This is a genomic window from Streptomyces sp. So13.3 (assembly GCF_005860785.2).
GTDB lineage: Bacteria > Actinomycetota > Actinomycetes > Streptomycetales > Streptomycetaceae > Actinacidiphila > Actinacidiphila fildesensis.
On record NZ_CP048835.1, the window covers coordinates 5614492 to 5640470 of the forward strand.

Here is a 25979-nt window from a genome sequence, read left to right on the forward strand (position 1 = left end):
AACGGCCGCGTAACGTCCACCTGTGGTGCCGCGACGGCGACGTGGTCAGCGCTTCGACTGAGCGTAGGGAGTCGGCGGGGCTCAGCGTGCCGTCGGCCAGGGTTCACCTGGGGAGGCCGATCCACTTCCGCCAGACATGGAGAGAGTTTGGCAGTTCGGGGCGGTCGAGCAGCCAGAGGACATAGCCGGCATGGCGCCGCGCCCATGGGTTGTCCGACTCGGCAGCGGTGCCGAGCCTTTCGCGCAGATCCGCGCTGTCGACGGCCCGAGCCACGCGCACGTAATCGCGGTCCTTGCAGCGGTAGGGCCGCTGGATGACGATCTCAATCAGATCGGTGAGCTTCGCCCTGACGATTTTGTTATGGCCAGCGACCGCCATGTCCCGTAGGAGGTCCTCTTTCGTACCCCACTTCTTGGCATGTTGGGTCCATGCCTGCGGGTACCTTGCCTCCCACTCCAGGAAGAGCAGCGCATACGGCAGACCTGGCCATTCCCTGATGTCCGCACACCGGCGGTTCCACAACGCGTCCGGCAGCGAATGCCGTGCGGCATCGCGGTGCACCTCGATTGCCTGCTGGAGGGCTGGATCCCGGTAGTGCAACTGCCTGCCCGGCGACTGCGTGGATGACCACACATTGTTGAACTGCATGAGGGCATCGCCGACGTTCCTCTTGGCGATAGTCAGCCGGGCCAGCGCTGCGGTCCGCTCGGAAGGATCATCTGCTATCAGCCCGTACGCCCAGTCCAATCGCGCGTCCCATGTGTGGACTTCGTCCACACCCGCGCCAGAATCTGCTTCTTTTGTCACAAGGGAGATCATCCCCCGGCTACCACGCGCGGTGCTCCGAAACAAAGGGGCTACACACGCGACGTTGATCGGGTCTTCGGCCTGTATCGGCGCCAGCAGAGCACAAGGGGCGGGGCCACCAAGGGCCGCCCGCGCTGGACGAGCCGTGGACGACGGGCGTGGCGCCGCCGCCACGGTAAAGAAGGGTCCCCCGGACCGCGGAAACGCGGTCCGGGGGACCCTTCTTCGTTGGGGTGGGTGAGGGTCGCCCGGGGTCAGTTGCCGGAGATGTCTTTTACCGCGACCGGGACCGGGGTGGGGCCCGAGATGACTTCCAGGGTGAGGCCGGCCGTGGACGGCGTGTCCAGGAGTTCGGCGAGGACGGCGGCCACGTCGTCGCGGGGGATGGGGCCGCGGCCGGTCTTGGCGGCCAGCTGGAGACGGCCGGTGCCGGGGTCGTCGGTGAGGGCGCCCGGGCGCAGGATCGTCCAGTCGAGGTCCTTGCGGGCGCTCAGGTCGACGTCGGCCGCCGTTTTGGCGCGCAGGTACTCGGCGAAGACGGGGTCGGCGCCGGGGGCCGGTTCGGTTCCCGCGCCCATCGACGAGACGATGATGTAGCGGCGGGCCCCGGCCCGCTCGGCCGCGTCGGCGAAGAGCACGGCCGCGGCGTGGTCGACGGAGTGCTTGCGCTCCGGGCCGCTGCCCGGCCCCGCGCCCGCCGCGAAGACGGCCGCGTCCGCACCGCGCAGGGCCGCCGCGACCTCGTCGACGGTGGCCGACTCCAGATCGCAGACGATCGGCTCGGCGCCGGCCGCCCGCAGGTCGTCGGCCTGCTCGGGTTTGCGGATGATGCCCGCCACGTCGTCTCCGCGGGCGGCGAGCAGTCGCTCCAGCCGCAACGCGATCTTTCCATGTCCACCTGCGATCACAATGCGCATGATTGCGACGCTACGCCCGCCGGGCGTCCCGCGCGCGTGCACGGCGTGAACGGATCACCATCGGGTGACGCCCGGAATCGTCTGCCGCGCTCGCGACGGCGGCCTGCCCCGTGGGGCTGGCGCATCGTCAGAAGGCCTCAGGCGAGGCCGCCGTCGCTCCGTGACTGGCGGGGCAGGTCGAGGGCGGCGGTGGTCGCCGAGTCGCAGTACTCGCGGACGGCGCTGGTGCGGGAGACCACCCGGCCGCGGTGGATGATGATGCGGCTGTACGCGAGGGAGAGCACGCCCTCGATCCGTTCCCCGCGTACGGCGAGCAGTTCGGCGGGGAAGCCCGCCTCCACCCGGACCTCGGGCAGCCCCAGGACCGCCCGCGCCTGGCCGCTGACCGCGTCGTAGGCGTCCGCCGCGCCGCATTCGCCGTAGGAGGTGAGGAGGAAGGCGGCCTCCAGGGGGTCGCCGCGTCCGACGGGGTTGGCCAGGTCGCGCAGCGAGCCGCTGCCCGCCGCGACCCGTACGCCGGCCGCGCGCAGTTCGCGTACCGGGGCGAGCAGCCCCGCGGCGCCGCGCCGGGAGGACTCCAGCGCGCCGCAGCCGCCCTGCGGCAGGGCCACCACGGAGACGCCGGCCGCGGAGAGCTGGCCCGCGGCGCGGGCGGCGGCGGCCTGCGGGAGGCGGGCGAGGCCGTTGCAGGGGCCGATGACGACGCCGGGGCGCAGCCCGCCGGCCATGGCGGCGAGCCGGGCCAGCCGGGCCGGATCGTCACCCTGCGTGTGCAGATCCACGGGGAGGCCGAATTCGGCCGCGACGGCGAGGACGGCCTCTGCATAGCCGCTCGGGTCCGGGTCGAGGTCGGGGCAGCCGCCGACGACGCCGGCGCCCATCTTGAGTGCGTCGCGCAGCGCGGAGAGCCCGTCGGCGCCGGCCACGCCGGTGAGGAGGCGGGGGACGGCGACGGCGTGCAGATCGACGAGCCCGCGCAGCGCGCGGCGGGCCTGGAGCACGGCGGCGAGGGTGCCGAGTCCCTGGATGTCGCCGATCCGGACGTGGGTGCGGATCGCCGTTGCGCCATGGCCGAGTTGGAGGAGCGCGGCCTCGGTGACGCGCCGCTGCACGTCCTCGGGTTCGTACGAGGGCGGGCCCGAGGCGACGCTCGCGTCGGCGGTGAGGGCGCCGTCGAGGTGGGCGTGCGGTTCGGCGGGTGCGGGCAGCAGGAGGTAGCCGCGCAGGTCGATGCGGGTTCCGTCGGCGTCGCTGTGGTCGGGGGCGGCGGTGAGACTGCCGGCGGTGCCGACGGCTTCGATACGGGTGCCGCTCAGCCGCACGTCGACCGTGCGGCCGTCGGTGAGATGCGCACCACACAGCAGCAGCGTGGTGGTCTCGGCGGCGGTGCCGCGCTGGTTCTCGGTCATCGCGCTCCTCCGGTACTGCGGCTCTCGGGTGGGAGGCAAGATCACGCAGGGACGGGGCGAGCCTATGGGGCAGCTCACGCAGGGTCCGGGAGGAGGCCAATAGTCGTACTGGCGTGGTCGATCGAGGCTGTCTCGCTGGGTCCTCGGGGGAGCCTCGCGGCGCGCTCGGAAGGGGTCGGAAGGTGCTCCGGACGGGCTCCTGAAGAGCGACGGAAGAGCCCGAAGTGTGTCGTGAGATATGGATTTCACCTTCGGCTGCGGACCGTGTAATGTCTTCCTCGCTCGCCCCAATAGCTCAGTCGGTAGAGCGTCTCCATGGTAAGGAGAAGGTCTGCGGTTCGATTCCGCATTGGGGCTCTGATGGATCGGCCATCCACCGCTTGGTGGGGGTCAGTTCATCGCAGCGGTGTAGCTCAGTTGGTAGAGCAAGCGGCTCATAATCGCTGTGTCACCGGTTCAAGTCCGGTCACCGCTACCCTGCGTAGTCGTAGTCGATTGTGGGTTTAGTCCTTCAATCGGCTACTCTCGTTGTGTTCATATACCCATCCGTTCGTCAAGGAGCACTCACGTGGCCGCCACCGACGTCCGCCCGAAGATCACGCTGGCCTGCGTGGAGTGCAAGGAGCGGAACTACATCACCAAGAAGAACCGGCGTAACGACCCGGACCGTCTTGAGATGAAGAAGCACTGCCCGCGCTGCAACGCGCACACCGCGCACCGCGAAACGCGCTAACAACAGGCCGTAACACACCACGAGGCCGTCCCCATTCTTGGGGGCGGCCTCGTGGCGTTGATCCGCCCGCCCGCAGGCGGCATGATCACCTCGAGCGTCAGCACCCCTGATGTCAGCACGCCCCGAGCGTCAGCACCCCGAACGTCAGCACGCCCCGAACGTCAGCACCCCGAACGTCAGCACGCCCCGAACGTCAGCACCCCGAACGTCAGTGTCGTCATCATGGCCGCCATGATGATGACCGCCACCCCGATCAGCATCCCGTAGCCGGAGGTACCGATGGCACTGGACCAGTCCTTCGTCGGGCGGAGCTATCCGCCCACCGCCCCCTATGAGGTGGGCCGGGAGAAGATTCGCGAGTTCGCCGAAGCGGTGGGCGACCTCAATCCCGCGTACACCGACCCCGACGCCGCCAGGGCCCTCGGGCACCCGGATGTGATCGCGCCGCCGACGTTCGCGTTCTCGATCACGTTCAAGGCGGCCGGCCTGGTCGTGCAGGACCCCGAGTTGGGGCTGGACTACAGCCGGGTGGTCCACGGCGACCAGCGGTTCGTCCACTCGCGCCCGGTGCGTGCCGGGGACCGGCTCACGGTCGTCTCGCACATCGATTCGATCAAGTCCCTCGCGGGGAACGACGTCCTGTCGGTCCGTGGTGAGGTGCACGACGAGAACGGTGAGCATGTCGTGACGGCGTACACGATGCTCGTGGCCCGCGCGCAGGAAGGGGTGTGATCCGGATGACAGCGAAGATCTCCTACGACGAGGTCGAGGTCGGCACCGAGCTCCCGGCGCAGACGTTTCCTGTGAGCCGCGCCACGCTCGTGCGGTACGCGGGTGCGTCCGGTGACTTCAACCCGATCCACTGGAACGAGCGGTTCGCGAAGGAGGTCGGACTGCCGGACGTCATCGCGCACGGCATGTTCACGATGGCCGCCGCGATCCGTGTGGTCACCGACTGGGTCGGCGACCCGGGTGCGGTCGCCGAGTACGGCGTCCGGTTCACCAAGCCCGTCGTCGTCCCGGACGACGACAAGGGCGCGGTGATCGAGGTCTCGGCCAAGGTCGCGGTCAAGCTGGACGACGAGGCCCGCACGGTCCGCGTGGACCTGGTGGCCACCGCCGCCGGCCAGAAGGTGCTGGGCCTGTCCCGCGCCGTCGTCCGACTGGCCTGAACACGCTCCGGAACGGGAGGGCTTCCTCGGAAAGGAAGTCCTCCCGTTTTCCGCTTGACGAAGTTAGTTAGTGGTCACTACCTTAGAGACATGGCGAAGACGAGCATGCGGATGAGCGCGGAGGACCGGCGCGAGAGTGTCACCCGCGCCGCGATGACCGAGTTCGCCAAGGGCGGTTATTTCGGAACGTCCACGGAAGCGATCGCCCGCCGGGTCGGGGTCTCGCAGCCGTATCTGTTCCGGCTGTTCCCCACCAAGGTGGATCTGTTCAAGGCCGCCGCGAACCGCTGTTTCGACCGCACCATCGCCACCTTCGAGCAGGCCGCGGAGGGCCTGGAGGGGGAGGGCGCGCTGGAGGCCATGGGGCAGGCCTACGGCGAGATGATCGAGGAGGACCGTGATGTCCTGCTCATGCAGATGCAGCTCTACGTCGCCGCCGCGGCGTCGGGCGACGGTGACGTGGCCGAGCTGGTCCGCCGCCGGTGGCTCGACATGTGGGACATGGTGCGCGCCCGCACCGGTCTCGACGACGAGTGGATGAACAAGTTCTTCTCGACCGGGATGCTGATCAACACGCTGGTGTCGCTGGGGATCCCCTCGGACGACCGCTGCTGGTTGGGCTTCCCGTTCGACGAGTCGACCGAGCAGGCGGAGCCGGCCGAGTCGAACAAGTCGGCCGGGCCGGCTGATCCGGCAGAGCCGGCCGCCTGACCCCCCGGACCCCCCTGACCCCCGGGATCGCCGGACCTCCGGCGGACAGCAGCAGATCAGCGCAGATCGCCGCACACGTGTACCCACAGAAGTTAGTGACTGATAACTAATCCCCGGGAGGGGTCATGCAGGAGCAGGAGCACCAGCAGCAAGAGGCAGGACAGGAGAAGGGACCCCGGCGCGGTACCGCCGTATGGGCCCTGATCATCACCAGCCTCGCCGGCTTCATGGCGAGCCTCGACAACCTCGTCGTCACCACCGCGCTGCCCTCCATCCGCAAGGACCTCGGCGGGGCGCTCGAAGACCTCGAATGGACGGTGAGCGCCTACACCCTCACCTTCGCGGTCCTCCTGATGTTCGGCGCCGCCCTCGGCGACCGGTTCGGCCGCCGCCGGCTCTTCACCGTCGGCCTCGGGCTGTTCACCGCGGCCTCCGCCGCCGCCGCGCTCGCCCCCGGCATGGGCGAGCTGATCGCCGCCCGCGCCGCCCAGGGCGTCGGCGCCGCGATCATGATGCCGCTGACCCTCACCCTGCTCTCCGCCACCGTCGCGCCGGAGCGCCGCGGTATGGCGTTCGGCATCTGGAGCGCGGTCAACGGTCTCGCCGTCGCCACCGGCCCGCTCATCGGAGGCACCCTCACCGAGCACTTCTCCTGGCAGTGGATCTTCTGGCTGAACGTGCCGATCGGGCTGCTCCTGCTGCCCCTCGCCCGGCTCCGCCTGAACGAGAGCCGCGGCCCGAACTCCCGGCTGGACGTCCCCGGCACCGCGCTCGCCAGCGCCGGCCTCTTCGGCATCGTCTACGCCCTCATCCGCGGCAACGCCGACGGCTGGACCAGCCCCTCCGTCCTGACCGGGCTGATCGCCGGCGCCGCGCTCATAGTCGCCTTCGTCGCCTACGAGAACCGTGCCGCGCACCCCATCCTGCCGATGCGGCTCTTCCGCAACCGCGCCTTCAGCGCGGTGAACGCGGCCAGCCTGCTGATGTTCCTGGGCATGTTCGGCTCGATCTTCCTGCTCAGCCAGTTCATGCAGAACGTGTCCGGCTACTCGCCGATGGAAGCCGGCGTCCGGATGCTCCCCTGGACGGCCATGCCGATGATCGTCTCGCCCATCGCGGGCATCCTCTCCGACCGCATCGGCGGCCGCCCGATCATCGCCGCCGGGCTGGCGCTCCAGGCCGTGGGCCTCGCGCTCTTCGCCCTCGTGGTCACGACGGACGTCTCCTACACGGCCCAGCTGCCCGCGCTGATCATCAGCGGTATCGGGATGGCGATGTACTTCGGCCCCACCGCCAACGTCGTGATGTCCAGCGTCCGCCCCGAGGAACAGGGCATCGCCTCCGGCGCCAACAACGCCTTCCGTGAGCTCGGCGGCGCCCTCGGCGTCGCGATCCTCGCCTCCGTCTTCTCCTCCCAGGGCGGCTACGAGTCCGCCGGCCGCTACGTGGACGGCCTGGTGCCCGCACTGTGGGTCGGCGCGGTCGCGGTCGGCCTCGCGGCGGTCGCCGCGGTGCTCATCCCGAGGCGGCGCAAGGCGACGGCCACCCCGGCCGACGCCCAGCCGCAGCGCACCCTGGAGCCGGTCGCCTGACCGGCGGGGAGCACGCGGAGAGAACACCCCCTGGGGACCGGCCGACCGGTCACCGGGGGGTGTCCCCGTAGGGTGGACGGCGTGCACGTAACCCACGACACCCCCCTCGCCCCCCTGACGACCTTCCGGCTCGGCGGCCCCGCGGCCCGCCTCGTGACGGCCACCACCGACGCCGAAGTCGTCGAGGTGGTCCGCGCGGCGGACCGCGCCGGCACGCCGCTCCTGGTGATCGGCGGCGGCAGCAACCTCGTCATCGGGGACGCCGGATTCGACGGCACCGCGCTGCGCATCGCCACCACCGGCTTCACCCTCGACGGCACGGCGCTGGAACTGGCGGCCGGCGAGGTGTGGAGCGACGCGGTCGCCCGGACCGTCGAGGCCGGCCTGGCCGGTGTCGAGTGCCTGGCGGGCATCCCCGGATCCGCCGGGGCGACGCCGATCCAGAACGTGGGGGCGTACGGGCAGGACGTCTCGGCGACCGTCACCGAGGTCGTCGCGTACGACCGCCGCAGTGGCGAGACGGTGACGATCCCCGCCGCCGACTGCGGCTTCGCCTACCGCGACAGCCGATTCAAGGCCGACCCGGAGCGGTACGTCGTGCTGCGGGTGCGCTTCGGCCTGGAGGACGCCGGCGGGCTGTCGGCGCCGGTGAAGTACGCGGAAGTGGCCCGCGCCCTGGGCGTCGAGGCCGGCGACCGGGTCCCGGTGGCCACCGCCAGGACGACGGTGCTGGCGCTGCGCGCCGGCAAGGGGATGGTGCTGGACGCGGCCGACCACGACACCTGGTCGGCGGGTTCGTTCTTCACCAATCCGATCCTGACGGAGCGGGAGTTCGCGGAGTTCGTGAGCCGGGTGCACGACCGGCTCGGCGCGGACACCGAACCGCCCGCCTACCCCGCGGGGGACGGCCTGCGGAAGACGTCGGCTGCCTGGCTGATCGACCGCGCCGGGTTCGCCAAGGGGTACGGGGACGGCCCGGCCCGCATCTCCGGGAAGCACACCCTGGCGCTGACCAACCGCGGCCAGGCCAAGACCGAGGACCTGCTGGCCCTCGCCCGTGAGGTCCGCGACGGAGTGCGATCCGCCTTCGGAGTCACGCTCGTCAATGAACCGGTCATGGTCGGAACCCGTCTGTGAAGCAGGGAAGAGTCTCGGAGAGACCTCCCGGCGGTTTCCGCGCGGGCTGGTGACGAGGTCCGAGAGAGGGAATTGCCGCCCCGGCGAACGCAGTTGACGGAAGCTGACGGTAAGGGCGGAATGTGCGCAGGGCGGGGACGACCAGGGCCGCGACCGGAGCCACCGACGGGGTGGCGGCGTGGTTCGGCCGGTGGCCCGTCCGGCGGCACACCGTGGCCCTCACGCTCTGGACCGTCTGCTGGTTCGTGGTCACGTCCCGCAACGGCGGCGTCTCCTGGCACTACCTGAGGACCGGTGGCCGGCTGCTGACCGGCGGCGGCCCGGGCGGCGGGCTCGCGATCTACCAGAACCACCCGGAGCTGCAGATCGGCCCGGTCAGCTTTCTGACCGCCGCGCTCTTCGAGCCCTTCCCGCCGGGAGTGGGGGAGCGGCTGGCCGAGGCGTTCATGTCGGGCCTGGGCCTGTACATGCTGGTCGTGGTGGGCCGCACGGCCGCGGACTTCTACGCCGGCACCGGCATCAACCACCGCAGGCTGCAGCAGCGGGTGCTCATAGCCGGGCTGGCCTTCATCCCGATGTGGGTGGAGGTCTCGGTGCGGTTCGCGCACCTGGACGACGTACTGGCGCTGTTCTTCACCGCCCTGGCGGTGCGCGCCCTGGTCCGCGGCCGGCCGGCCGCCGTCGGCATCCTGCTGGCGCTGGCCGTGGACTCCAAGCCCTGGGCGCTGTCCTTCCTCCCGCTGCTGCTGGCGCTGCCGCGCGCGCACTGGCGCTGCGCCGCCTGCTGGCTGGTGGCCCTCGTCGCGGTGGCCTGGCTGCCGTTCTACGTCACCCACCTCGGCTCGGCCGCCGCCGCGCGGTTCGCGATCCCCAACCAGCCCGCGTCCGCGCTGCGCTGGTTCGGGGTGGCCGATGCCGTCACCCCCGGCTGGGACCGTCCCGCGCAGGCCCTGCTGGGCCTCGCGCTCGGCACGGTGGCGGTGCTGCGCGGCCGCTGGCCGGCCGTCGTGCTGCTCGGCGCGGACGCCAGGATCGCCCTCGACCCGAGCGTCTACACGTACTACAGCGCGTCGGTCCTGCTCGGGACGCTGCTGTGGGACGCGGTCGGGCAGCGCCGCCTGGTGCCCTGGTGGAGCTGGATCGCGCTGCTCTCGCTCTACGGGAGCGCGCTGCTGGTCCCGTCGGAGTCGGCGCAGGGGCTGATCCGGCTCTCGTTCGCGGCCGTGTCGGCGGCGTACGTCCTGCTGTGGCCCATGAAGAAGCGGACGAGACCCCGGGCGGGCGGCCGGCGCGCCGCCGCTACAGGGAGCCGGCGCGGCGCACCCGCTCCCATTCGAGGACGTTGAGGGCGGCTATGAGCAGCGCGAGCAGCCCGAGCGCGCCCACCGCGGGCAGCCGCGCCGCGAGCGGCAGCACGGCGAGGACGACGGCGGAGGCCGCCAGCCGCGTCGTCGACCACAGGCGGAACATCCGCCACCGGGTGTAACCGAAGACGGCCAGGAAGAGCGCGCAGCCCCCGAAGAGCAGCCCGGCCACGCCCGTGCCGAGCCGGGCCGCCGGGTGCGCGACCGCGTCGTGCATGCCGACCGCCACCGCGATCACCCCGCCGAGGAATCCGACGTGGGCGTAGGACAGCACCTCGCGGATGGTGTCGGTCTGCCGGTCGGAGGTGGCCAGGGCGTGCTGGATGGCGCTCGCCGCGAACGCGAAGTACACCCACCACAGGCCGGCCGCGAGGGTGAAGGCCGCCGCGACGGCGGTGAGCTCGGCCGCGTCCAGGTGCGCGGCAGCGGACGCCGGGGCGCCGATCGCCACGATCGACTCACCGAGCGCCACGATCAGGAACAGCCCGAAACGTTCCGGCAGATGCCCGGGGTGGAACCGCACCCGGGACAGCCGGCGGCGCAGCAGGAACGGCATCGACAGGTCGATCAGCGCGGCCGACCCCCACAGGGCGGTGCGCGCCGGGCCGTCGAGGAAGCCGCCCGCCAGCAGCATCGGTCCGGTGAGGCAGGCGCCGACGGCGAAGGCGCTGAGCCGTACGTCCTGCCAGCGCAGCACCAGCGCCCAGAGCACCAGCCGGGCCGCCCAGTACGAGGCCCCGTAGAGCACTCCGCGCCCGTCGTAGGCCAGCGGCAGCGCCAGCCCCATGAACAGCGCGCTGAGTCCGACGGCGAAGATCCCGATCCGGTCCAGCGGATTGTCGACGTCCTGCCGGTTGGCGTGCAGGGACATCCCCACCCAGGCCCAGTACGGCGGCACGAACACGATGAGCGCCCGCCCGACGCCCGCCCAGGAGTGGTCCTCGTGCAGCAGCGCGCTCACCTGCGTGATCGCGAACACGAACACCAGGTCGAAGAACAACTCCGCCCAGGTGACCCGCTTTTCGGCCTCGGCCATCCCCGCCCCCGTAACACTCACCGCCCCGACGGCGCACGACTGTACTGCGGGGGCCGGGCCGTCGAGTAAACCGTCCGGCGGGCGGTCAGGCCGGCAGCGCCAGCCAGTCCTCGATGCCGGCCAGCAGCCGCTCCCGTACCTCCGGCGGCGCCGCCGAGCCCCGTACCGACTGCCGGGCCAGCTCCGCCAGCTCCTCGTCCGTGAAGGCGTGCGAGTCCCGGGCGATCTCGTACTGCGCGGCGAGCCGGGAGCCGAAGAGCAGCGGGTCGTCGGCGCCCAGCGCCATCGGTACGCCCGCGTCGAAGAGCGTGCGCAGCGGCACGTCCTCCGGCTTCTCGTAGACGCCCAGCGCCACGTTGGACGCCGGGCAGACCTCGCAGGTGATCTGCCGCTCGGCGAGCCGTCTCAGCAGCCGCGGGTCCTCGGCGGCCCGTACGCCGTGCCCCACGCGCCCCGCGTGCAGGTCGTCGAGGCAGTCGCGGACGCTGCTGGGCCCGGCGAGCTCACCGCCGTGCGGGGCGGCGAGCAGCCCGCCGTCCCGGGCGATGGCGAAGGCGCGGTCGAAGTCGCGGGCGAGCCCGCGGCGCTCGTCGTTGGAGAGACCGAAGCCGACGACGCCCCGGTCGGCGTAGCGCACCGCGAGCCGGGCGAGGGTGCGGGCGTCGAGCGGGTGCTTCATGCGGTTGGCGGCGACGATGACGGCCATCCCGACGCCGGTGTCCCGGGAGGCGGTCGCCACCGCGTCCAGGATGATCTCCATGGTCGGGATGAGGCCGCCCAGCCGGGGTGCGTAGGACGTCGGGTCGACCTGGATCTCCAGCCACCCGGAGCCGTCCCTGGCGTCCTCCTCGGCGGCCTCATGGACCAGCCGCTGGATGTCCTCGGCGGTGCGCAGACACGAGCGCGCGCTGTCGTAGAGCCGCTGGAAGCGGAACCAGCCCCGCTCGTCGGTGGCCCGCAGTTTCGGTGGTTCGCCCGAGGTCAGCGCCTCGGGGAGGTGCACACCGTGCTGGTCCGCGAGGTCCAGCAGGGTCTCGGACCGCATGGAGCCGGTGAAGTGCAGATGGAGATGGGCCTTGGGGAGCAGACGGACATCACGTGCCATCCGAAGATCCTGCCGTACGGGTGACGCTGTCCGGTACCGGTTTCACCGAACGGGGACTTGCCCGAAAACAGAAACGGGCCCCCGGCAGCAGCCGGGGGCCCGTCAGAGGGAGAGCCGTCAGTCGCGGGCCTCGCCGAGCAGCTTCTGGATCCGGGAGACGCCCTCGACCAGGTCCTCGTCACCCAGTGCGTAGGAAAGCCGCAGGTAGCCGGGGGTGCCGAAGGCCTCACCCGGGACCACGGCGACCTCGACCTCGTCCAGGATGAGGGCCGCCAGCTCGACCGAGGACGCCGGGCGCTTGCCGCGGATCTCCTTGCCGAGCAGCTCCTTCACCGAGGGGTAGACGTAGAACGCGCCTTCGGGAGTGGGGCACACCACACCGTCGATCTCGTTCAGCATCCGCACGATGGTCTGCCGCCGCCGGTCGAAGGCGGTGCGCATCTCGGCGACCGCGTCCAGGTTCCCGGAGACCGCGGCCAGCGCGGCGATCTGGGCGACGTTGCTGACGTTGGAGGTGGCGTGCGACTGGAGGTTCGTCGCGGCCTTGATGACGTCCTTGGGGGCGATCATCCACCCGACGCGCCAGCCGGTCATGGCGTACGTCTTGGCGACGCCGTTCACCACGATGCACTTGTCGCGCAGCTCGGGAAGGACCGCCGGCAGCGAGGTGAAGGTCGCGTCACCGTAGACGAGGTGCTCGTAGATCTCGTCGGTGAGCACCCACAGGCCGTGCTCGACGGCCCAGCGGCCGATCGCCTCGGCGTCGGCCGCGCTGTAGACGGCGCCGGTCGGGTTGGACGGCGAGACGAAGAGCACGACCTTGGTCCGCGGGGTGCGGGCCGCCTCCAGCTGCTCGACCGTCACCCGGTAGCCGGTCGTCTCGTCCGCGACGACGTCGACGGGCACGCCGCCCGCGAGCCGGATCGACTCGGGGTAGGTGGTCCAGTACGGCGCCGGGACGATGACCTCGTCGCCCGGGTCGAGGATCGCGGCGAAGGCCTCGTAGATGGCCTGCTTGCCGCCGTTGGTGACCAGCACCTGGGAGGCGTCGACCTCGTAGCCCGAGTCGCGCAGCGTCTTGGCGGCGATGGCGGCCTTGAGCTCCGGCAGCCCGCCGGCCGGGGTGTAGCGGTGGAACTTCGGGTTGCGGCACGCCTCCACCGCGGCCTCGACGATGTAGTCGGGGGTCGGGAAGTCGGGCTCGCCGGCACCGAAGCCGATGACCGGACGCCCGGCGGCCTTGAGGGCCTTCGCCTTGGCGTCCACAGCGAGTGTCGCGGACTCGGAGATCGACCCGACGCGGGCCGACACCCGACGGTCGGAGGGGGACTGTACGGGGGGAGTGGCAGCGGTCATGAGTGCATGGTCCCAGACGGCGTACCGCCCCGGCACCGCGGTTTGCGGAGTGGACACCCCGGTGTTTACGGAGTGGACGGCGGGGCCTGCGGCGGAGCCGTTCGACGACCGGCCTGTGAACACGTACACTCATCCGTCGATGGCCCTCTCGCGAACTGCGGTACGTTGAGGGGCGTCTTCAAAGGGTCGTAGCTCAATTGGTAGAGCACTGGTCTCCAAAACCAGCGGTTGGGGGTTCAAGTCCCTCCGGCCCTGCTAAACGCGTCCTCACCAGGATGCGGGCAGGTAATTGCACTCGCCGTACCGCGCGACGGGCGCGGTATGGCCACGACCCGGAGTCAGGTGAAGACGAGTGACTGAAATCACGGACTCCATCGAGGTCCCTGAGCCTGACGCATCCCAGGACAAGAAGGCCCGCCGCGGAGGTAAGCGCGGAAAGAAGGGCCCCCTGGCCCGTCTCGGCCTCTTCTACCGGCAGATCGTCGCCGAGCTCCGCAAGGTCGTCTGGCCTTCGCGTCACGACCTCACGACGTACACGAGCGTCGTAATTGTCTTCGTTGTCGTCGTCATCGGGCTTGTGTCCGTGATTGACTTTGGCTTCGCGAAGCTCGTCTCGTACGTCTTCGGATGATCCTGCGGACGACGCCCCTGCGGCGCCTTTCCGCATGTTCCACCCCTTGAAGTCAGGAAGAAGCAGTCACCGTGTCTGACCCGAACGTGTACGACGCCGACGAGTCCGTCGAGGGCGACGACACTGCGCTCGACATCGTCGAGGCAGCCGACGGCGACATCGACCAGGCCGAAGCTGCCGATGAAGCCGCGGGCGAAGCCGCCGAGCAGGCCGCCGTCCACGTCATCGACGAGACCGGTGCGGCAGTCGCCGAGGACGCCCAGGACGAGACCGAGGCGGCCGTCGACGAAGAGGCCGACGCCGTGCTTGCCGAGGCCGACGCCGAGCTGGCCGAGGACGCCGAGCCCGTCGAGGAGCCGGAGCCGGTCGACCCCGTCGCCGCCTTCCGCGAGGAACTCCGCACTCTGCCCGGCGAGTGGTACGTCATCCACACGTACGCCGGCTACGAGAACCGCGTGAAGTCCAACCTGGAGCAGCGCGCCGTCTCGCTGAACGTCGAGGACTACATCTACCAGGCAGAAGTGCCCCAGGAAGAAGTAGCCCAGATCAAGAACGGCGAGCGGAAGACGGTCAAGCAGAACAAGCTTCCCGGCTATGTGCTCGTCCGCATGGACCTGACGAACGAGTCGTGGGGTGTCGTCCGCAACACGCCGGGCGTCACCGGCTTCGTGGGCAACGCGTACGACCCGTACCCGCTGACGCTGGACGAGATCCTCAAGATGCTCGCTCCCGAGGTCGAGGCGGCCGCCGAGGCCGCCGCCGCCGCGGACGGCACGGGTCCGGCCCGCAAGATCGAGGTCCAGGTGCTGGACTTCGAGGTCGGCGACTCGGTCACCGTCACCGACGGCCCGTTCGCGACGCTGCAGGCGACGATCAACGAGATCAACCCGGATTCGAAGAAGATCAAGGGCCTCGTCGAGATCTTCGGCCGTGAGACCCCGGTCGAGCTCAGCTTCGACCAGATCCAGAAGAACTGACTTTTTTACACGTCCGACCAGGTCAGACCGGATTTCATCGCCGGTCTGGCCTGTTTGGTTTCAGGCCACGCCGCGATACCCGTTATCGTGGTGCGGTATGCCTGCTAGCAGGCGAAACAACTCTCACTAGGACCCGGAGAGAGCAATGCCTCCCAAGAAGAAGAAGATCACGGGGCTTATCAAGCTCCAGATCAACGCGGGCGCGGCCAACCCCGCCCCGCCCGTCGGCCCCGCACTGGGCCAGCACGGCGTCAACATCATGGAGTTCTGCAAGGCCTACAACGCCGCGACCGAGTCGCAGCGTGGCATGGTCGTGCCGGTGGAGATCACGGTCTACGACGACCGCTCCTTCACCTTCATCACCAAGACTCCGCCGGCCGCGAAGCTGATCCTCAAGGCCGCGGGCGTGGAGAAGGGCTCCGGCGAGCCGCACGTCAAGAAGGTCGCGAAGCTCACCGCCGCTCAGGTGCGTGACATCGCCACCGTCAAGATGCCGGACCTGAACGCCAACGACCTGGACGCCGCGTCGAAGATCATCGCCGGCACCGCCCGTTCCATGGGCATCACGGTCGAGGGCTGACACCCACCCCGAAGCACGTCTGTGGAAGGGCCGCGCGCGGTCCGTACCACGACTCCACTCACCATTGAGGAGCAGCAGTGAAGCGCAGCAAGACTCTCCGCGCTGCGGACGCGAAGATCGACCGGGAGAAGCTCTACGCCCCGCTCGAGGCCGTCCGTCTCGCCAAGGAGACCGCAGCGACGAAGTTCGACTCGACCGTCGAGGTCGCCATGTGCCTGGGTGTCGACCCGCGCAAGGCCGACCAGATGGTCCGCGGCACCGTGAACCTCCCCCACGGCACCGGCAAGACCGCCCGGGTCCTGGTCTTCGCGACCGGTGACCGTGCCGAGGCCGCGCGTGCCGCCGGCGCCGACATCGTCGGCTCCGACGAGCTCATCGAAGAGGTGGCCAAGGGCCGCCTCGACTTCGACGCCGTCGTCGCCACCCCGGACCTCATGGGCAAGGTCGGCCGCCTCGGCCGCGTGCTCGGTCCCCGTGGCCTGATGCCGAACCCGAAGACCGGCACCGTGACCCCGGACGTGGCCAAGGCCGTGACCGAGATCAAGGGCGGCAAGATCGAGTTCCGCGTCGACAAGCACTCGAACATGCACTTCATCATCGGCAAGGTGTCGTTCGATGACGCGCAGCTGGTCGAGAACTACGGCGCGGCCCTGGACGAGCTCCTTCGTCTGAAGCCGTCCGCCTCCAAGGGCCGGTACATCAAGAAGGCCGTCATCAGCACCACGATGGGCCCCGGTATCCCGGTGGACCAGAGTCGTACCCGCAACCTCCTCGTCGAAGAGGACCCGGCCGCCGTCTGATTCTGACGACGCCGCCGCGTACGCGACTCGGGCCGGGCCCCGCTCCTCTCCGGAGCGGGGCCCGGCCTGTCAGCTGTCCCGGCCCTGTACGCCCCTGTCCCGCCCGGACGGGGGCGCCGGCGCCCCCACGGCGTTCCGGCCCGAACGCGGCCGCTGAGCGGCCCGTTGAGGCGATTTGCCGGATCGCGACCCGTTCGCGTACGCTACCGAAGAAGCCAAAGACCGCTGGTCGCTGCTGTGCCCTCGTTGAGGAGCGCGGCGGCCGAAGGATCCGCTAGCTGCGGACGACCCGCTCAGGTTGCTGTGGAAGAACTCCTGGAATTCATTCTGGTTGAGTAACGCCCCGTGCGCCTGCGCCGGGGCGTTCGTGTTGCCCAGCCCCTTCCGTGCGGTCCGAATCACCCGGAAGGAGGCCGAGACTCATGGCGAGGCCCGATAAGGCTGCTGCGGTTGCCGAGCTGACGGACAAGTTCCGCAGCTCCAATGCCGCAATGCTGACCGAGTACCGCGGTCTCACCGTGGCGCAGCTCAAGACGCTGCGCCGTTCGCTCGGTGAGAACGCTCAGTACGCCGTGGTGAAGAACACGCTGACCAAGATCGCGGCCAACGAGGCCGGGATCAGCACGCTGGACGACCTGTTCGCAGGTCCGACGGCGGTTGCCTTCGTCACCGGTGACCCGGTGGAGTCGGCGAAGAGTCTGCGTGACTTCGCCAAGGACAACCCCAACCTCATCATCAAGGGCGGTGTCCTTGACGGTAAGGCGCTGACCGCTGATGAGATCAAGAAGCTCGCGGACCTCGAGTCCCGCGAGGTTCTGCTCGCCAAGGTGGCCGGTGGCATCAAGGCGTCGATGGCCAAGGCCGCGGCGACTTTCCAGGCCCCGCTCACGGAGTTCGTCCGCACTGCGGACGCGCTTCGCGCCAAGGTCGAGCAGGGCGGTGCCGGTACGCCGGCTCCCGCCGAGGCCGAGGTGGCGGAGTAACTCTCCGCCCCTGGTCGCAGCGGGCGCCTCACGCCCGCCTTCATGTACACCCGGCACCTGCCGAATAGTGGAAGGACGCCAATCATGGCGAAGCTGTCCCAGGAAGAGCTGCTCGCGCAGTTCGAGACCCTGACCCTCATCGAGCTCTCCGAGTTCGTCAAGGCGTTCGAAGAGAAGTTCGACGTCAAGGCTGCCGCCCCGGTCGCCGTCGCCGCCGGTGGCGCTGCCGCCGTCGCGGACGCCCCGGAGGAGCAGGACGAGTTCGACGTCATCCTCACCGGTGCCGGCGAGAAGAAGATCCAGGTCATCAAGGTTGTGCGTGAGCTCACCTCGCTGGGTCTGAAGGAGGCCAAGGACCTCGTCGACGGCGCTCCGAAGCCGGTCCTCGAGAAGGTCACCAAGGAGGCCGCCGAGAAGGCTGCCGAGTCCCTCAAGGCCGCTGGCGCGGGCGTCGAGGTCAAGTAAGTCCCAGCCCCTCTCCAGGGGGCTGAACAGCCGCAGGGCGGCCACCCGAAAGGGTGGCCGCCCTCGGTCGTTCCCGGGGTCCTCCAGGGGACCTGTAGCCGCCCGGGGGTAAGGTGATCATCCCCGCCGGGCCAGGGGGGCCGTGCGGATCTCCGGGGGGCTGAGGCCTTGACGAACCGCACGCGGCGCGCAATTCTCAGGACGCGTCGTAAGTTCGATCCGGGGTCCGAGGCATGGATCGACCGCGATGCGGGAATGCCTAGCGTCAAGCACAGATCCGGTGCCGAGACCGGGTCGACAACAGTGGCGAGGGGGCAATGATTCGGTACTCCGAATCTCTGCCTGGACATCAGTGTGCCGAGTGGCTACACTGACCCTTTGCGCTGCCTGTTAGCTGTAGCCTGGCCCGTCACCAGGGACAGCCCCAAGCCTGAGCACTGAATGAAGAGATGTCCCGCTTTGAGGACATCCCTGTGTGCTCGGGGGCGGACACCGGTATGCGCGTAGTGAGTCCGAGCCCTCGGAAGGACCCCCTCTTGGCCGCCTCGCGCAACGCCTCGACTGCCAATACGAACAACGGTGCCAGCACTTCACCGCTGCGCATCTCTTTTGCGAAGATCAAGGAACCCCTCGAGGTACCGAACCTCCTCGCGCTGCAGACCGAGAGCTTTGACTGGCTGCTCGGCAACGCCGCGTGGAAGGCTCGTGTCGAGGCGGCTCTGGAAAGTGGCCAGGACGTCCCCAGGAAGTCGGGTCTGGAAGAGATCTTCGAGGAGATCTCTCCGATCGAAGACTTCTCCGGGTCGATGTCGCTCACCTTCCGCGACCACCGTTTTGAGCCTCCGAAGAACTCGATCGACGAGTGCAAGGAGCGCGACTTCACGTACGGCGCTCCGCTCTTCGTCACCGCCGAGTTCACCAACAACGAGACCGGCGAGATCAAGTCGCAGACGGTCTTCATGGGCGACTTCCCGCTCATGACCAACAAGGGCACCTTCTGCATCAACGGCACCGAGCGTGTCGTCGTGTCGCAGCTGGTCCGCTCGCCGGGCGTCTACTTCGACTCCTCGATCGACAAGACGTCCGACAAGGACATCTTCTCGGCGAAGGTCATCCCGTCCCGCGGTGCCTGGCTCGAGCTCGAGATCGACAAGCGCGACATGGTCGGTGTCCGCATCGACCGCAAGCGCAAGCAGTCGGTCACCGTGCTCCTGAAGGCTCTCGGTTGGACGACCGAGCAGATCCTGGAGGAGTTCGGCGAGTACGAGTCGATGCGCGCCACCCTGGAGAAGGACCACACCCAGGGCCAGGACGACGCGCTGCTCGACATCTACCGCAAGCTGCGTCCGGGCGAACCGCCGACCCGCGAGGCCGCGCAGACGCTGCTCGAGAACCTCTACTTCAACCCGAAGCGCTACGACCTCGCGAAGGTCGGCCGCTACAAGGTGAACAAGAAGCTCGGCAGCGACAAGCCGCTCGACGCCGGCGTGCTGACCACGGCCGACGTTCTCGCGACCATCAAGTACCTGGTCAAGCTGCACGCCGGTGAGACCGAGACCGTGGGCGAGGACGGCCGCAACATCGTCGTCGAGACCGACGACATCGACCACTTCGGCAACCGTCGTCTGCGCAACGTCGGCGAGCTCATCCAGAACCAGGTCCGTACCGGCCTGGCTCGTATGGAGCGCGTCGTCCGCGAGCGGATGACCACCCAGGACGTCGAGGCGATCACGCCGCAGACCCTGATCAACATCCGGCCGGTCGTCGCCTCCATCAAGGAGTTCTTCGGCACCAGCCAGCTGTCCCAGTTCATGGACCAGACGAACCCGCTGTCGGGCCTGACCCACAAGCGTCGTCTGTCCGCGCTGGGCCCGGGTGGTCTCTCCCGTGAGCGCGCCGGCTTCGAGGTCCGTGACGTTCACCCGTCGCACTACGGCCGCATGTGTCCGATCGAGACCCCGGAAGGCCCGAACATCGGCCTGATCGGCTCGCTCGCCTCCTACGGCCGGGTCAACGCCTTCGGCTTCGTGGAGACCCCGTACCGCAAGGTCGTCGAGGGCATCGTCACCGATGACGTCGACTACCTGACGGCCGACGAGGAGGACCGCTTCGTCATCGCGCAGGCAAACGCGCCGCTGACGGACGACAACCACTTCGAAGAGGCCCGAGTCCTGGTCCGCCGCCGTGGCGGCGAGATCGACTACATCCCCGGCGCCGACGTCGACTACATGGACGTCTCGCCGCGCCAGATGGTGTCGGTCGCGACCGCGATGATCCCGTTCCTCGAGCACGACGACGCCAACCGCGCGCTCATGGGATCGAACATGATGCGCCAGGCGGTGCCGCTCATCAAGAGCGAGGCCCCGCTGGTCGGCACCGGCATGGAGTACCGCTGCGCGGTCGACGCCGGTGACGTCATCAAGGCCGAGAAGGACGGTGTGGTCCAGGAGGTCTCCGCGGACTACGTCACGGTCGCCAACGACGACGGCACCTACACCACCTACCGGGTGGCGAAGTTCAGCCGCTCGAACCAGGGCACGTCCTTCAACCAGAAGGTCGTCGTCGACGAGGGCGCTCGCGTCGTCGCCAACCAGGTCCTGGCCGACGGCCCCTCCACCGACGAGGGCGAGATGGCCCTCGGCAAGAACCTCCTCGTGGCATTCATGCCGTGGGAGGGCCACAACTACGAAGACGCGATCATCCTCAGCCAGCGGCTGGTCCAGGACGACGTCCTCTCCTCGATCCACATCGAGGAGCACGAGGTCGACGCCCGTGACACCAAGCTCGGCCCGGAGGAGATCACCCGGGACATCCCGAACGTCTCCGAAGAGGTCCTCGCGGACCTCGACGAGCGCGGGATCATCCGCATCGGTGCCGACGTCGTCGCCGGCGACATCCTGGTCGGAAAGGTCACGCCCAAGGGCGAGACCGAGCTGACCCCGGAGGAGCGCCTGCTCCGCGCGATCTTCGGCGAGAAGGCGCGCGAAGTGCGCGACACCTCGCTGAAGGTGCCGCACGGCGAGACCGGCAAGGTCATCGGCGTCCGCGTCTTCGACCGCGAAGAGGGCGACGAACTGCCGCCGGGCGTGAACCAGCTGGTCCGCGTCTACGTCGCACAGAAGCGCAAGATCAACAACGGTGACAAGCTTGCCGGCCGTCACGGCAACAAGGGCGTCATCTCGAAGATCCTGCCGGTCGAGGACATGCCGTTCCTGGAGGACGGCACCCCGGTCGACATCATCCTCAACCCGCTGGGTGTCCCGTCCCGAATGAACCCGGGACAGGTCCTGGAGATCCACCTCGGCTGGCTCGCCCAGCAGGGTTGGGACACCTCCGGGATCACCACCGAGTGGGCCCGCCGGCTGGAGTCCATCGGTGCCGACAAGGTGCCCCCGGGCTCCAACGTCGCCACCCCGGTGTTCGACGGTGCGCGCGAGGACGAGATCACCGGCCTCTTCGAGGCCACGATCCCGAACCGCGACGGCGACCGGATGGTGCTGCCCTCGGGCAAGGCCCGGATGTTCGACGGCCGCTCCGGCGAGCCGTTCCCGGACCCGATCTCGGTCGGCTACATGTACATCCTGAAGCTCCACCACCTGGTGGACGACAAGCTCCACGCCCGCTCCACCGGCCCGTACTCCATGATCACGCAGCAGCCGCTGGGTGGTAAGGCGCAGTTCGGTGGACAGCGATTCGGTGAAATGGAGGTGTGGGCCCTTGAGGCATACGGTGCCGCCTACGCGCTCCAGGAGCTGCTCACGATCAAGTCTGACGACGTGCTCGGCCGCGTGAAGGTCTACGAGGCGATCGTCAAGGGCGAGAACATCCCCGAACCCGGCATTCCCGAGTCCTTCAAGGTGCTCATCAAGGAAATGCAGTCGCTCTGCCTCAATGTGGAGGTGCTGTCCTCGGACGGTATGTCCATCGAGATGCGCGACACGGACGAGGATGTCTTCCGCGCTGCGGAAGAGCTCGGTATCGACCTGTCCCGGCGTGAGCCGAGCAGCGTCGAAGAGGTCTGACGGGCCTGGTCGGGGCTCCCTCACCGGAGTCCCGGCCGCCCCGGACCGTTCAGACCATGTTTGACACTCGACCCTGAAAGAGGGATTGACGACAAGTGCTCGACGTCAACTTCTTCGACGAGCTGCGGATCGGCCTCGCCACCGCGGACGACATCCGGACCTGGTCGCACGGCGAAGTAAAGAAGCCGGAGACCATCAACTACCGCACGCTCAAGCCGGAAAAGGACGGGCTCTTCTGCGAGAAGATCTTCGGCCCGACCCGGGACTGGGAGTGCTACTGCGGTAAGTACAAGCGTGTCCGCTTCAAGGGCATCATCTGCGAGCGCTGCGGCGTCGAGGTAACTCGCGCCAAGGTGCGTCGTGAGCGGATGGGCCACATTGAGCTGGCCGCTCCCGTGACCCACATCTGGTACTTCAAGGGCGTTCCGTCGCGGCTGGGCTACCTGCTCGACCTCGCCCCGAAGGACCTCGAGAAGGTCATCTACTTCGCCGCCTACATGATCACGTGGGTCGACGACGAGCGCCGTACGCGCGATCTGCCCTCCCTCGAGGCGCAGGTCTCCGTCGAGCGCCAGCAGGTCGAGAACCGCCGGGATTCCGATGTCGAGAACCGACAGAAGAAGCTCGAAGCGGACCTCGGCGAGCTGGAGGCCGAGGGTGCCAAGGCCGACGTGCGCCGCAAGGTGCGCGAAGGTGCCGAGCGTGAGATGAAGCAGCTCCGTGACCGCGCCCAGCGCGAGATCGACCGCCTCGACGAGGTGTGGGCCCGCTTCAAGAACCTCAAGGTCCAGGACCTCGAGGGCGACGAGCTGCTCTACCGCGAGCTGCGCGAGCGCTTCGGTACGTACTTCTCCGGATCGATGGGTGCCGCGGCGCTGCAGAAGCGCCTCGAGACCTTCGACCTCGAGGAGGAGGCCGAGCGTCTCCGCGAGATCATCCGTACCGGCAAGGGTCAGAAGAAGACCCGTGCGCTCAAGCGCCTCAAGGTCGTCTCGGCGTTCCTGCAGACCACCAACAAGCCCAACGGCATGGTGCTGGACTGCGTCCCGGTCATCCCGCCGGACCTGCGTCCGATGGTGCAGCTGGACGGTGGCCGCTTCGCGACCTCCGACCTGAACGACCTGTACCGCCGTGTGATCAACCGCAACAACCGCCTCAAGCGTCTCCTTGACCTCGGTGCCCCCGAGATCATCGTGAACAACGAGAAGCGGATGCTGCAGGAGGCCGTCGACGCGCTGTTCGACAACGGCCGCCGTGGTCGCCCGGTCACCGGTCCCGGCAACCGCCCGCTGAAGTCCCTGAGCGACATGCTCAAGGGCAAGCAGGGTCGTTTCCGTCAGAACCTGCTCGGCAAGCGAGTCGACTACTCGGCCCGTTCGGTCATCGTCGTCGGCCCGCAGCTCAAGCTGCACCAGTGCGGTCTGCCGAAGGCCATGGCGCTGGAGCTCTTCAAGCCGTTCGTGATGAAGCGCCTGGTGGACCTGAACCACGCGCAGAACATCAAGTCGGCCAAGCGCATGGTCGAGCGCGGCCGCACCGTCGTCTACGACGTCCTCGAAGAGGTCATCGCAGAGCACCCGGTGCTGCTGAACCGTGCACCGACCCTGCACCGCCTCGGCATCCAGGCCTTCGAGCCCCAGCTGGTCGAGGGCAAGGCCATCCAGATCCACCCGCTCGTCTGCACCGCGTTCAACGCGGACTTCGACGGTGACCAGATGGCCGTGCACCTGCCGCTGTCGGCAGAGGCGCAGGCCGAGGCCCGCATCCTGATGCTGTCCTCGAACAACATCCTGAAGCCGGCCGACGGTCGTCCCGTCACCATGCCGACCCAGGACATGGTGCTGGGTCTGTTCTTCCTCACCACCGAGCCGGAAGAGCGCGTGCTCATCGGCGAGGGCCGGGCGTTCGGTTCCACCGCCGAAGCGATCATGGCGTTCGACAACCGCGAGCTGTCGCTCCAGTCGAAGGTCGACATCCGCTTCCCGGTCGGCACCGTCCCGCCGCGTGGCTGGACCCCGCCCGCCCAGGAAGAGGGCGAGCAGGGCTACCAGGTCGGCGACACGTTCCGGCTGCGGACGTCCCTGGGACGCGCGCTCTTCAACGAGCTGCTGCCCGAGGACTACCCGTTCGTCGACTACGCGGTCGGCAAGAAGCAGCTCTCCGAGATCGTCAACGACCTCGCCGAGCGGTACCCGAAGGTCATCGTGGCGGCGACGCTCGACAACCTGAAGGCGGCCGGCTTCCACTGGGCCACCCGTTCCGGCGTCACCGTGGCCGTCACGGACATCGTCGTCCCCGAGGCCAAGAAGGCCATCGTCAAGGGGTACGAGGAGCAGGACGAGAAGGTCCAGAAGCAGTACGAGCGCGGCCTGATCACCAAGGACGAGCGCACGCAGGAGCTCATCGCGATCTGGACCAAGGCGACCAACGAGGTTGCCGAGGCGATGAACGCGAACTTCCCCAAGACGAACCCCATCTTCATGATGGTTGACTCGGGTGCCCGAGGAAACATGATGCAGATGCGTCAGATCGCCGGTATGCGTGGTCTGGTGTCGAACGCGAAGAACGAGACCATCCCGCGTCCCATCAAGGCCTCGTTCCGTGAGGGCCTGTCCGTGCTGGAGTACTTCATCTCCACCCACGGTGCCCGTAAGGGTCTCGCGGACACCGCCCTGCGTACCGCCGACTCGGGTTACCTGACCCGTCGTCTGGTGGACGTCTCGCAGGACGTCATCATCCGCGAGGAGGACTGCGGTACCGAGCGCGGCCTCAAGCTGCAGATCGGTGCGCGCGGCGAGGACGGCGTCCTTCGTAAGACGGACGACGTCGAGACCAGCGTCTACGCCCGCATGCTCGCCGAGGACGTCGTCATCGACGGCAAGGTGATCGCGCCGGCCAACGTCGACCTGGGCGACGTGCTCATCGACCAGCTGATCCAGCACGGTGTCGAGCAGGTCAAGACCCGCTCGATCCTCACCTGCGAGTCCACGGTCGGCACGTGTGCCTTCTGCTACGGACGCTCGCTGGCCACCGGCAAGCTGGTGGACATCGGTGAGGCCGTCGGTATCATCGCGGCCCAGTCGATCGGTGAGCCCGGTACCCAGCTGACGATGCGTACCTTCCACACCGGTGGTGTGGCGGGTGACGACATCACGCAGGGTCTGCCGCGTGTCGTCGAGCTCTTCGAGGCCCGTGTCCCCAAGGGTGTCGCCCCGATCTCCGAGGCTGTCGGCCGGGTCCGCATCGAGGAGACCGAGAAGACGAAGAAGCTCGTCGTCACCCCGGACGACGGCAGCGAGGAGATCGCTTACCCGATCTCCAAGCGGTCCCGTCTGCTGGTGGGCGAGGGCGACCACGTCGAGGTCGGCCAGAAGCTGACCGTGGGTGCCACCAACCCGCACGACGTGCTGCGTATCCTCGGCCAGCGCCAGGTTCAGATCCACCTGGTGGCCGAAGTGCAGAAGGTCTACAACAACCAGGGCGTGTCGATCCACGACAAGCACATCGAGATCATCATCCGGCAGATGCTCCGCCGTGTGACGATCATCGAGTCCGGCGACGCCGAGCTGCTGCCCGGCGAGCTGGTCGAGCGCGGCCGCTTCGAGACCGAGAACCGTCGTGTGGTCTCCGAGGGCGGTCACCCCGCCTCCGGTCGTCCGCAGCTGATGGGTATCACCAAAGCCTCGCTGGCGACCGAGTCCTGGCTGTCGGCCGCCTCCTTCCAGGAGACGACCCGAGTGCTGACCGACGCGGCGATCCACGCCAAGTCGGACTCGCTGCTCGGCCTGAAGGAGAACGTCATCATCGGTAAGCTCATCCCGGCCGGTACGGGTCTGGCCCGTTACCGGAACATCCGGGTGGAGCCCACCGAGGAGGCGAAGGCAGCGATGTACTCGGCCGTCGGTTACGACGACATCGACTACTCGCCCTTCGGCACCGGCTCCGGCCAGGCCGTTCCCCTGGAGGACTACGACTACGGGCCCTACAACGGCTGAGTCGTGTCCCGCAGAGTCTGATCCGCAAGGCGGCCGTCCCCTCCCGGGATGGCCGCCTTGCGGCTTTTCGCGGAACTTCGCACGGGCGCCGCGCGTCCGTCAGTATGGAGAGACCATTCCGAGGCGGGGAGGTGTCGCGCGTGTCACTCGATCCGTGGGGCAACGGGCGGCTGCCGCAGTCCGGCC

21 protein-coding genes and 3 tRNA genes are annotated in these 25979 nt (G+C 68.8%); 18 read left to right on the forward strand and 6 right to left on the reverse strand.

The genetic code is table 11. From position 1 onward, the window contains the following. Positions 1 to 103: 103 nt before the first annotated feature. From C8250_RS25375 to C8250_RS25385, 3 genes are all read right to left on the reverse strand, one after another. Complete coding sequence (locus C8250_RS25375; RefSeq protein WP_244809350.1) at positions 104 to 808, reverse strand: hypothetical protein; 705 nt, start codon at positions 806 to 808, stop codon at positions 104 to 106. Positions 809 to 1062: 254 nt separating this feature from the next. Then, complete coding sequence (locus C8250_RS25380) at positions 1063 to 1725, reverse strand: NAD(P)H-binding protein (protein ID WP_138352871.1); 663 nt, start codon at positions 1723 to 1725, stop codon at positions 1063 to 1065. A 137-nt stretch (positions 1726 to 1862) separates the two neighbouring features. Further along, positions 1863 to 3134: an amidohydrolase family protein gene (locus tag C8250_RS25385; protein ID WP_138352872.1), complete on the reverse strand. Its 1272-nt coding sequence runs from the start codon at positions 3132 to 3134 to the stop codon at positions 1863 to 1865. Between the two features lie 284 nt (positions 3135 to 3418). On the opposite strand from C8250_RS25385, the gene C8250_RS25390 reads away from it, so the two are divergent. From C8250_RS25390 to C8250_RS25430, 9 genes are all read left to right on the forward strand, one after another. Then, positions 3419 to 3491 (forward strand) — tRNA-Thr (locus tag C8250_RS25390). 45 nt (positions 3492 to 3536) lie between these two features. Further along, a tRNA-Met gene (locus tag C8250_RS25395) sits at positions 3537 to 3609 on the forward strand. A gap of 93 nt (positions 3610 to 3702) precedes the next feature. Next, positions 3703 to 3867 carry a 50S ribosomal protein L33 gene (gene rpmG / locus C8250_RS25400; protein ID WP_004571794.1) on the forward strand — a complete coding sequence of 55 codons (165 nt, stop codon included), beginning with the start codon at positions 3703 to 3705 and terminating at the stop codon, positions 3865 to 3867. A gap of 279 nt (positions 3868 to 4146) precedes the next feature. Beyond that, positions 4147 to 4599 carry a MaoC family dehydratase N-terminal domain-containing protein gene (locus C8250_RS25405; protein WP_138352873.1) on the forward strand — a complete coding sequence of 151 codons (453 nt, stop codon included), beginning with the start codon at positions 4147 to 4149 and terminating at the stop codon, positions 4597 to 4599. Between the two features lie 5 nt (positions 4600 to 4604). Beyond that, positions 4605 to 5039: a MaoC family dehydratase gene (locus C8250_RS25410; RefSeq protein ID WP_138352874.1), complete on the forward strand. Its 435-nt coding sequence runs from the start codon at positions 4605 to 4607 to the stop codon at positions 5037 to 5039. Positions 5040 to 5129: 90 nt separating this feature from the next. After that, positions 5130 to 5750, forward strand: coding sequence for a TetR/AcrR family transcriptional regulator (locus tag C8250_RS25415; RefSeq protein WP_232484678.1), 621 nt, complete (start codon positions 5130 to 5132; stop codon positions 5748 to 5750). A 125-nt stretch (positions 5751 to 5875) separates the two neighbouring features. Further along, the gene (locus C8250_RS25420; RefSeq protein ID WP_138352875.1) at positions 5876 to 7342 is read left to right on the forward strand and encodes an MFS transporter; all 1467 of its coding nucleotides are present in this window, start codon (positions 5876 to 5878) and stop codon (positions 7340 to 7342) included. A gap of 81 nt (positions 7343 to 7423) precedes the next feature. Further along, the gene (locus tag C8250_RS25425) at positions 7424 to 8479 is read left to right on the forward strand and encodes a UDP-N-acetylmuramate dehydrogenase (protein ID WP_138352876.1); all 1056 of its coding nucleotides are present in this window, start codon (positions 7424 to 7426) and stop codon (positions 8477 to 8479) included. 170 nt (positions 8480 to 8649) lie between these two features. Further along, complete coding sequence (locus tag C8250_RS25430) at positions 8650 to 9825, forward strand: hypothetical protein (RefSeq protein WP_138352989.1); 1176 nt, start codon at positions 8650 to 8652, stop codon at positions 9823 to 9825. On the opposite strand, the gene C8250_RS25435 is transcribed toward C8250_RS25430, so the two are convergent. The 3 genes from C8250_RS25435 to C8250_RS25445 form a co-directional block, all read right to left on the reverse strand. Further along, the gene (locus C8250_RS25435; RefSeq protein ID WP_138352877.1) at positions 9779 to 10879 is read right to left on the reverse strand and encodes a low temperature requirement protein A; all 1101 of its coding nucleotides are present in this window, start codon (positions 10877 to 10879) and stop codon (positions 9779 to 9781) included. The genes C8250_RS25430 and C8250_RS25435 overlap by 47 nt on opposite strands. Before the next feature lie 85 nt (positions 10880 to 10964). Then, positions 10965 to 11984: an adenosine deaminase gene (locus C8250_RS25440; RefSeq protein ID WP_138352878.1), complete on the reverse strand. Its 1020-nt coding sequence runs from the start codon at positions 11982 to 11984 to the stop codon at positions 10965 to 10967. Between the two features lie 117 nt (positions 11985 to 12101). Beyond that, the gene (locus C8250_RS25445) at positions 12102 to 13340 is read right to left on the reverse strand and encodes a pyridoxal phosphate-dependent aminotransferase (protein WP_138352879.1); all 1239 of its coding nucleotides are present in this window, start codon (positions 13338 to 13340) and stop codon (positions 12102 to 12104) included. 182 nt (positions 13341 to 13522) lie between these two features. Between C8250_RS25445 and C8250_RS25450 the strand changes: the two genes are divergently transcribed. From C8250_RS25450 to C8250_RS25490, 9 genes are all read left to right on the forward strand, one after another. After that, positions 13523 to 13595, forward strand: a tRNA-Trp gene (locus C8250_RS25450). Positions 13596 to 13692: 97 nt separating this feature from the next. Then, a complete protein-coding gene (secE, locus tag C8250_RS25455; RefSeq protein ID WP_138352880.1) occupies positions 13693 to 13971 on the forward strand; it encodes a preprotein translocase subunit SecE in 279 nt (92 codons plus the stop codon). 71 nt (positions 13972 to 14042) lie between these two features. After that, positions 14043 to 14948, forward strand: coding sequence for a transcription termination/antitermination protein NusG (gene nusG, locus C8250_RS25460; RefSeq protein ID WP_138352881.1), 906 nt, complete (start codon positions 14043 to 14045; stop codon positions 14946 to 14948). A 145-nt stretch (positions 14949 to 15093) separates the two neighbouring features. Further along, positions 15094 to 15528, forward strand: a complete 435-nt coding sequence (gene rplK / locus C8250_RS25465; RefSeq protein ID WP_138352882.1) for a 50S ribosomal protein L11 — start codon at positions 15094 to 15096, stop codon at positions 15526 to 15528. A 77-nt stretch (positions 15529 to 15605) separates the two neighbouring features. After that, on the forward strand, positions 15606 to 16328 hold the full coding sequence (gene rplA, locus C8250_RS25470; protein WP_138352883.1) for a 50S ribosomal protein L1: 723 nt from the start codon (positions 15606 to 15608) through the stop codon (positions 16326 to 16328). A 422-nt stretch (positions 16329 to 16750) separates the two neighbouring features. After that, positions 16751 to 17311: a 50S ribosomal protein L10 gene (rplJ, locus tag C8250_RS25475; protein ID WP_138352884.1), complete on the forward strand. Its 561-nt coding sequence runs from the start codon at positions 16751 to 16753 to the stop codon at positions 17309 to 17311. 84 nt (positions 17312 to 17395) lie between these two features. Next, the gene (gene rplL / locus C8250_RS25480) at positions 17396 to 17776 is read left to right on the forward strand and encodes a 50S ribosomal protein L7/L12 (protein WP_138352885.1); all 381 of its coding nucleotides are present in this window, start codon (positions 17396 to 17398) and stop codon (positions 17774 to 17776) included. A gap of 536 nt (positions 17777 to 18312) precedes the next feature. After that, the gene (gene rpoB / locus C8250_RS25485; RefSeq protein ID WP_138352886.1) at positions 18313 to 21798 is read left to right on the forward strand and encodes a DNA-directed RNA polymerase subunit beta; all 3486 of its coding nucleotides are present in this window, start codon (positions 18313 to 18315) and stop codon (positions 21796 to 21798) included. 95 nt (positions 21799 to 21893) lie between these two features. Further along, positions 21894 to 25793, forward strand: coding sequence for a DNA-directed RNA polymerase subunit beta' (locus C8250_RS25490; protein WP_138352887.1), 3900 nt, complete (start codon positions 21894 to 21896; stop codon positions 25791 to 25793). The last annotated feature ends 186 nt before the right edge of the window (positions 25794 to 25979 follow it).

Excerpts from the sequence above, each read along its gene's own strand:
- C8250_RS25380 (WP_138352871.1), bottom strand. The coding sequence starts at position 1,725 with ATGCGCATTGTGATCGCAGGTGGACATGGAAAGATCGCGTTGCGGCTG.
- C8250_RS25385 (WP_138352872.1), bottom strand. The coding sequence starts at position 3,134 with ATGACCGAGAACCAGCGCGGCACCGCCGCCGAGACCACCACGCTGCTG.
- C8250_RS25405 (WP_138352873.1), top strand. The coding sequence starts at position 4,147 with ATGGCACTGGACCAGTCCTTCGTCGGGCGGAGCTATCCGCCCACCGCC.
- C8250_RS25410 (WP_138352874.1), top strand. The coding sequence starts at position 4,605 with ATGACAGCGAAGATCTCCTACGACGAGGTCGAGGTCGGCACCGAGCTC.
- C8250_RS25415 (WP_232484678.1), top strand. The coding sequence starts at position 5,130 with ATGGCGAAGACGAGCATGCGGATGAGCGCGGAGGACCGGCGCGAGAGT.
- C8250_RS25420 (WP_138352875.1), top strand. The coding sequence starts at position 5,876 with ATGCAGGAGCAGGAGCACCAGCAGCAAGAGGCAGGACAGGAGAAGGGA.
- C8250_RS25435 (WP_138352877.1), bottom strand. The coding sequence starts at position 10,879 with ATGGCCGAGGCCGAAAAGCGGGTCACCTGGGCGGAGTTGTTCTTCGAC.
- C8250_RS25440 (WP_138352878.1), bottom strand. The coding sequence starts at position 11,984 with ATGGCACGTGATGTCCGTCTGCTCCCCAAGGCCCATCTCCATCTGCAC.
- C8250_RS25445 (WP_138352879.1), bottom strand. The coding sequence starts at position 13,340 with ATGACCGCTGCCACTCCCCCCGTACAGTCCCCCTCCGACCGTCGGGTG.
- rplK (WP_138352882.1), top strand. The coding sequence starts at position 15,094 with ATGCCTCCCAAGAAGAAGAAGATCACGGGGCTTATCAAGCTCCAGATC.
- rplJ (WP_138352884.1), top strand. The coding sequence starts at position 16,751 with ATGGCGAGGCCCGATAAGGCTGCTGCGGTTGCCGAGCTGACGGACAAG.
- rplL (WP_138352885.1), top strand. The coding sequence starts at position 17,396 with ATGGCGAAGCTGTCCCAGGAAGAGCTGCTCGCGCAGTTCGAGACCCTG.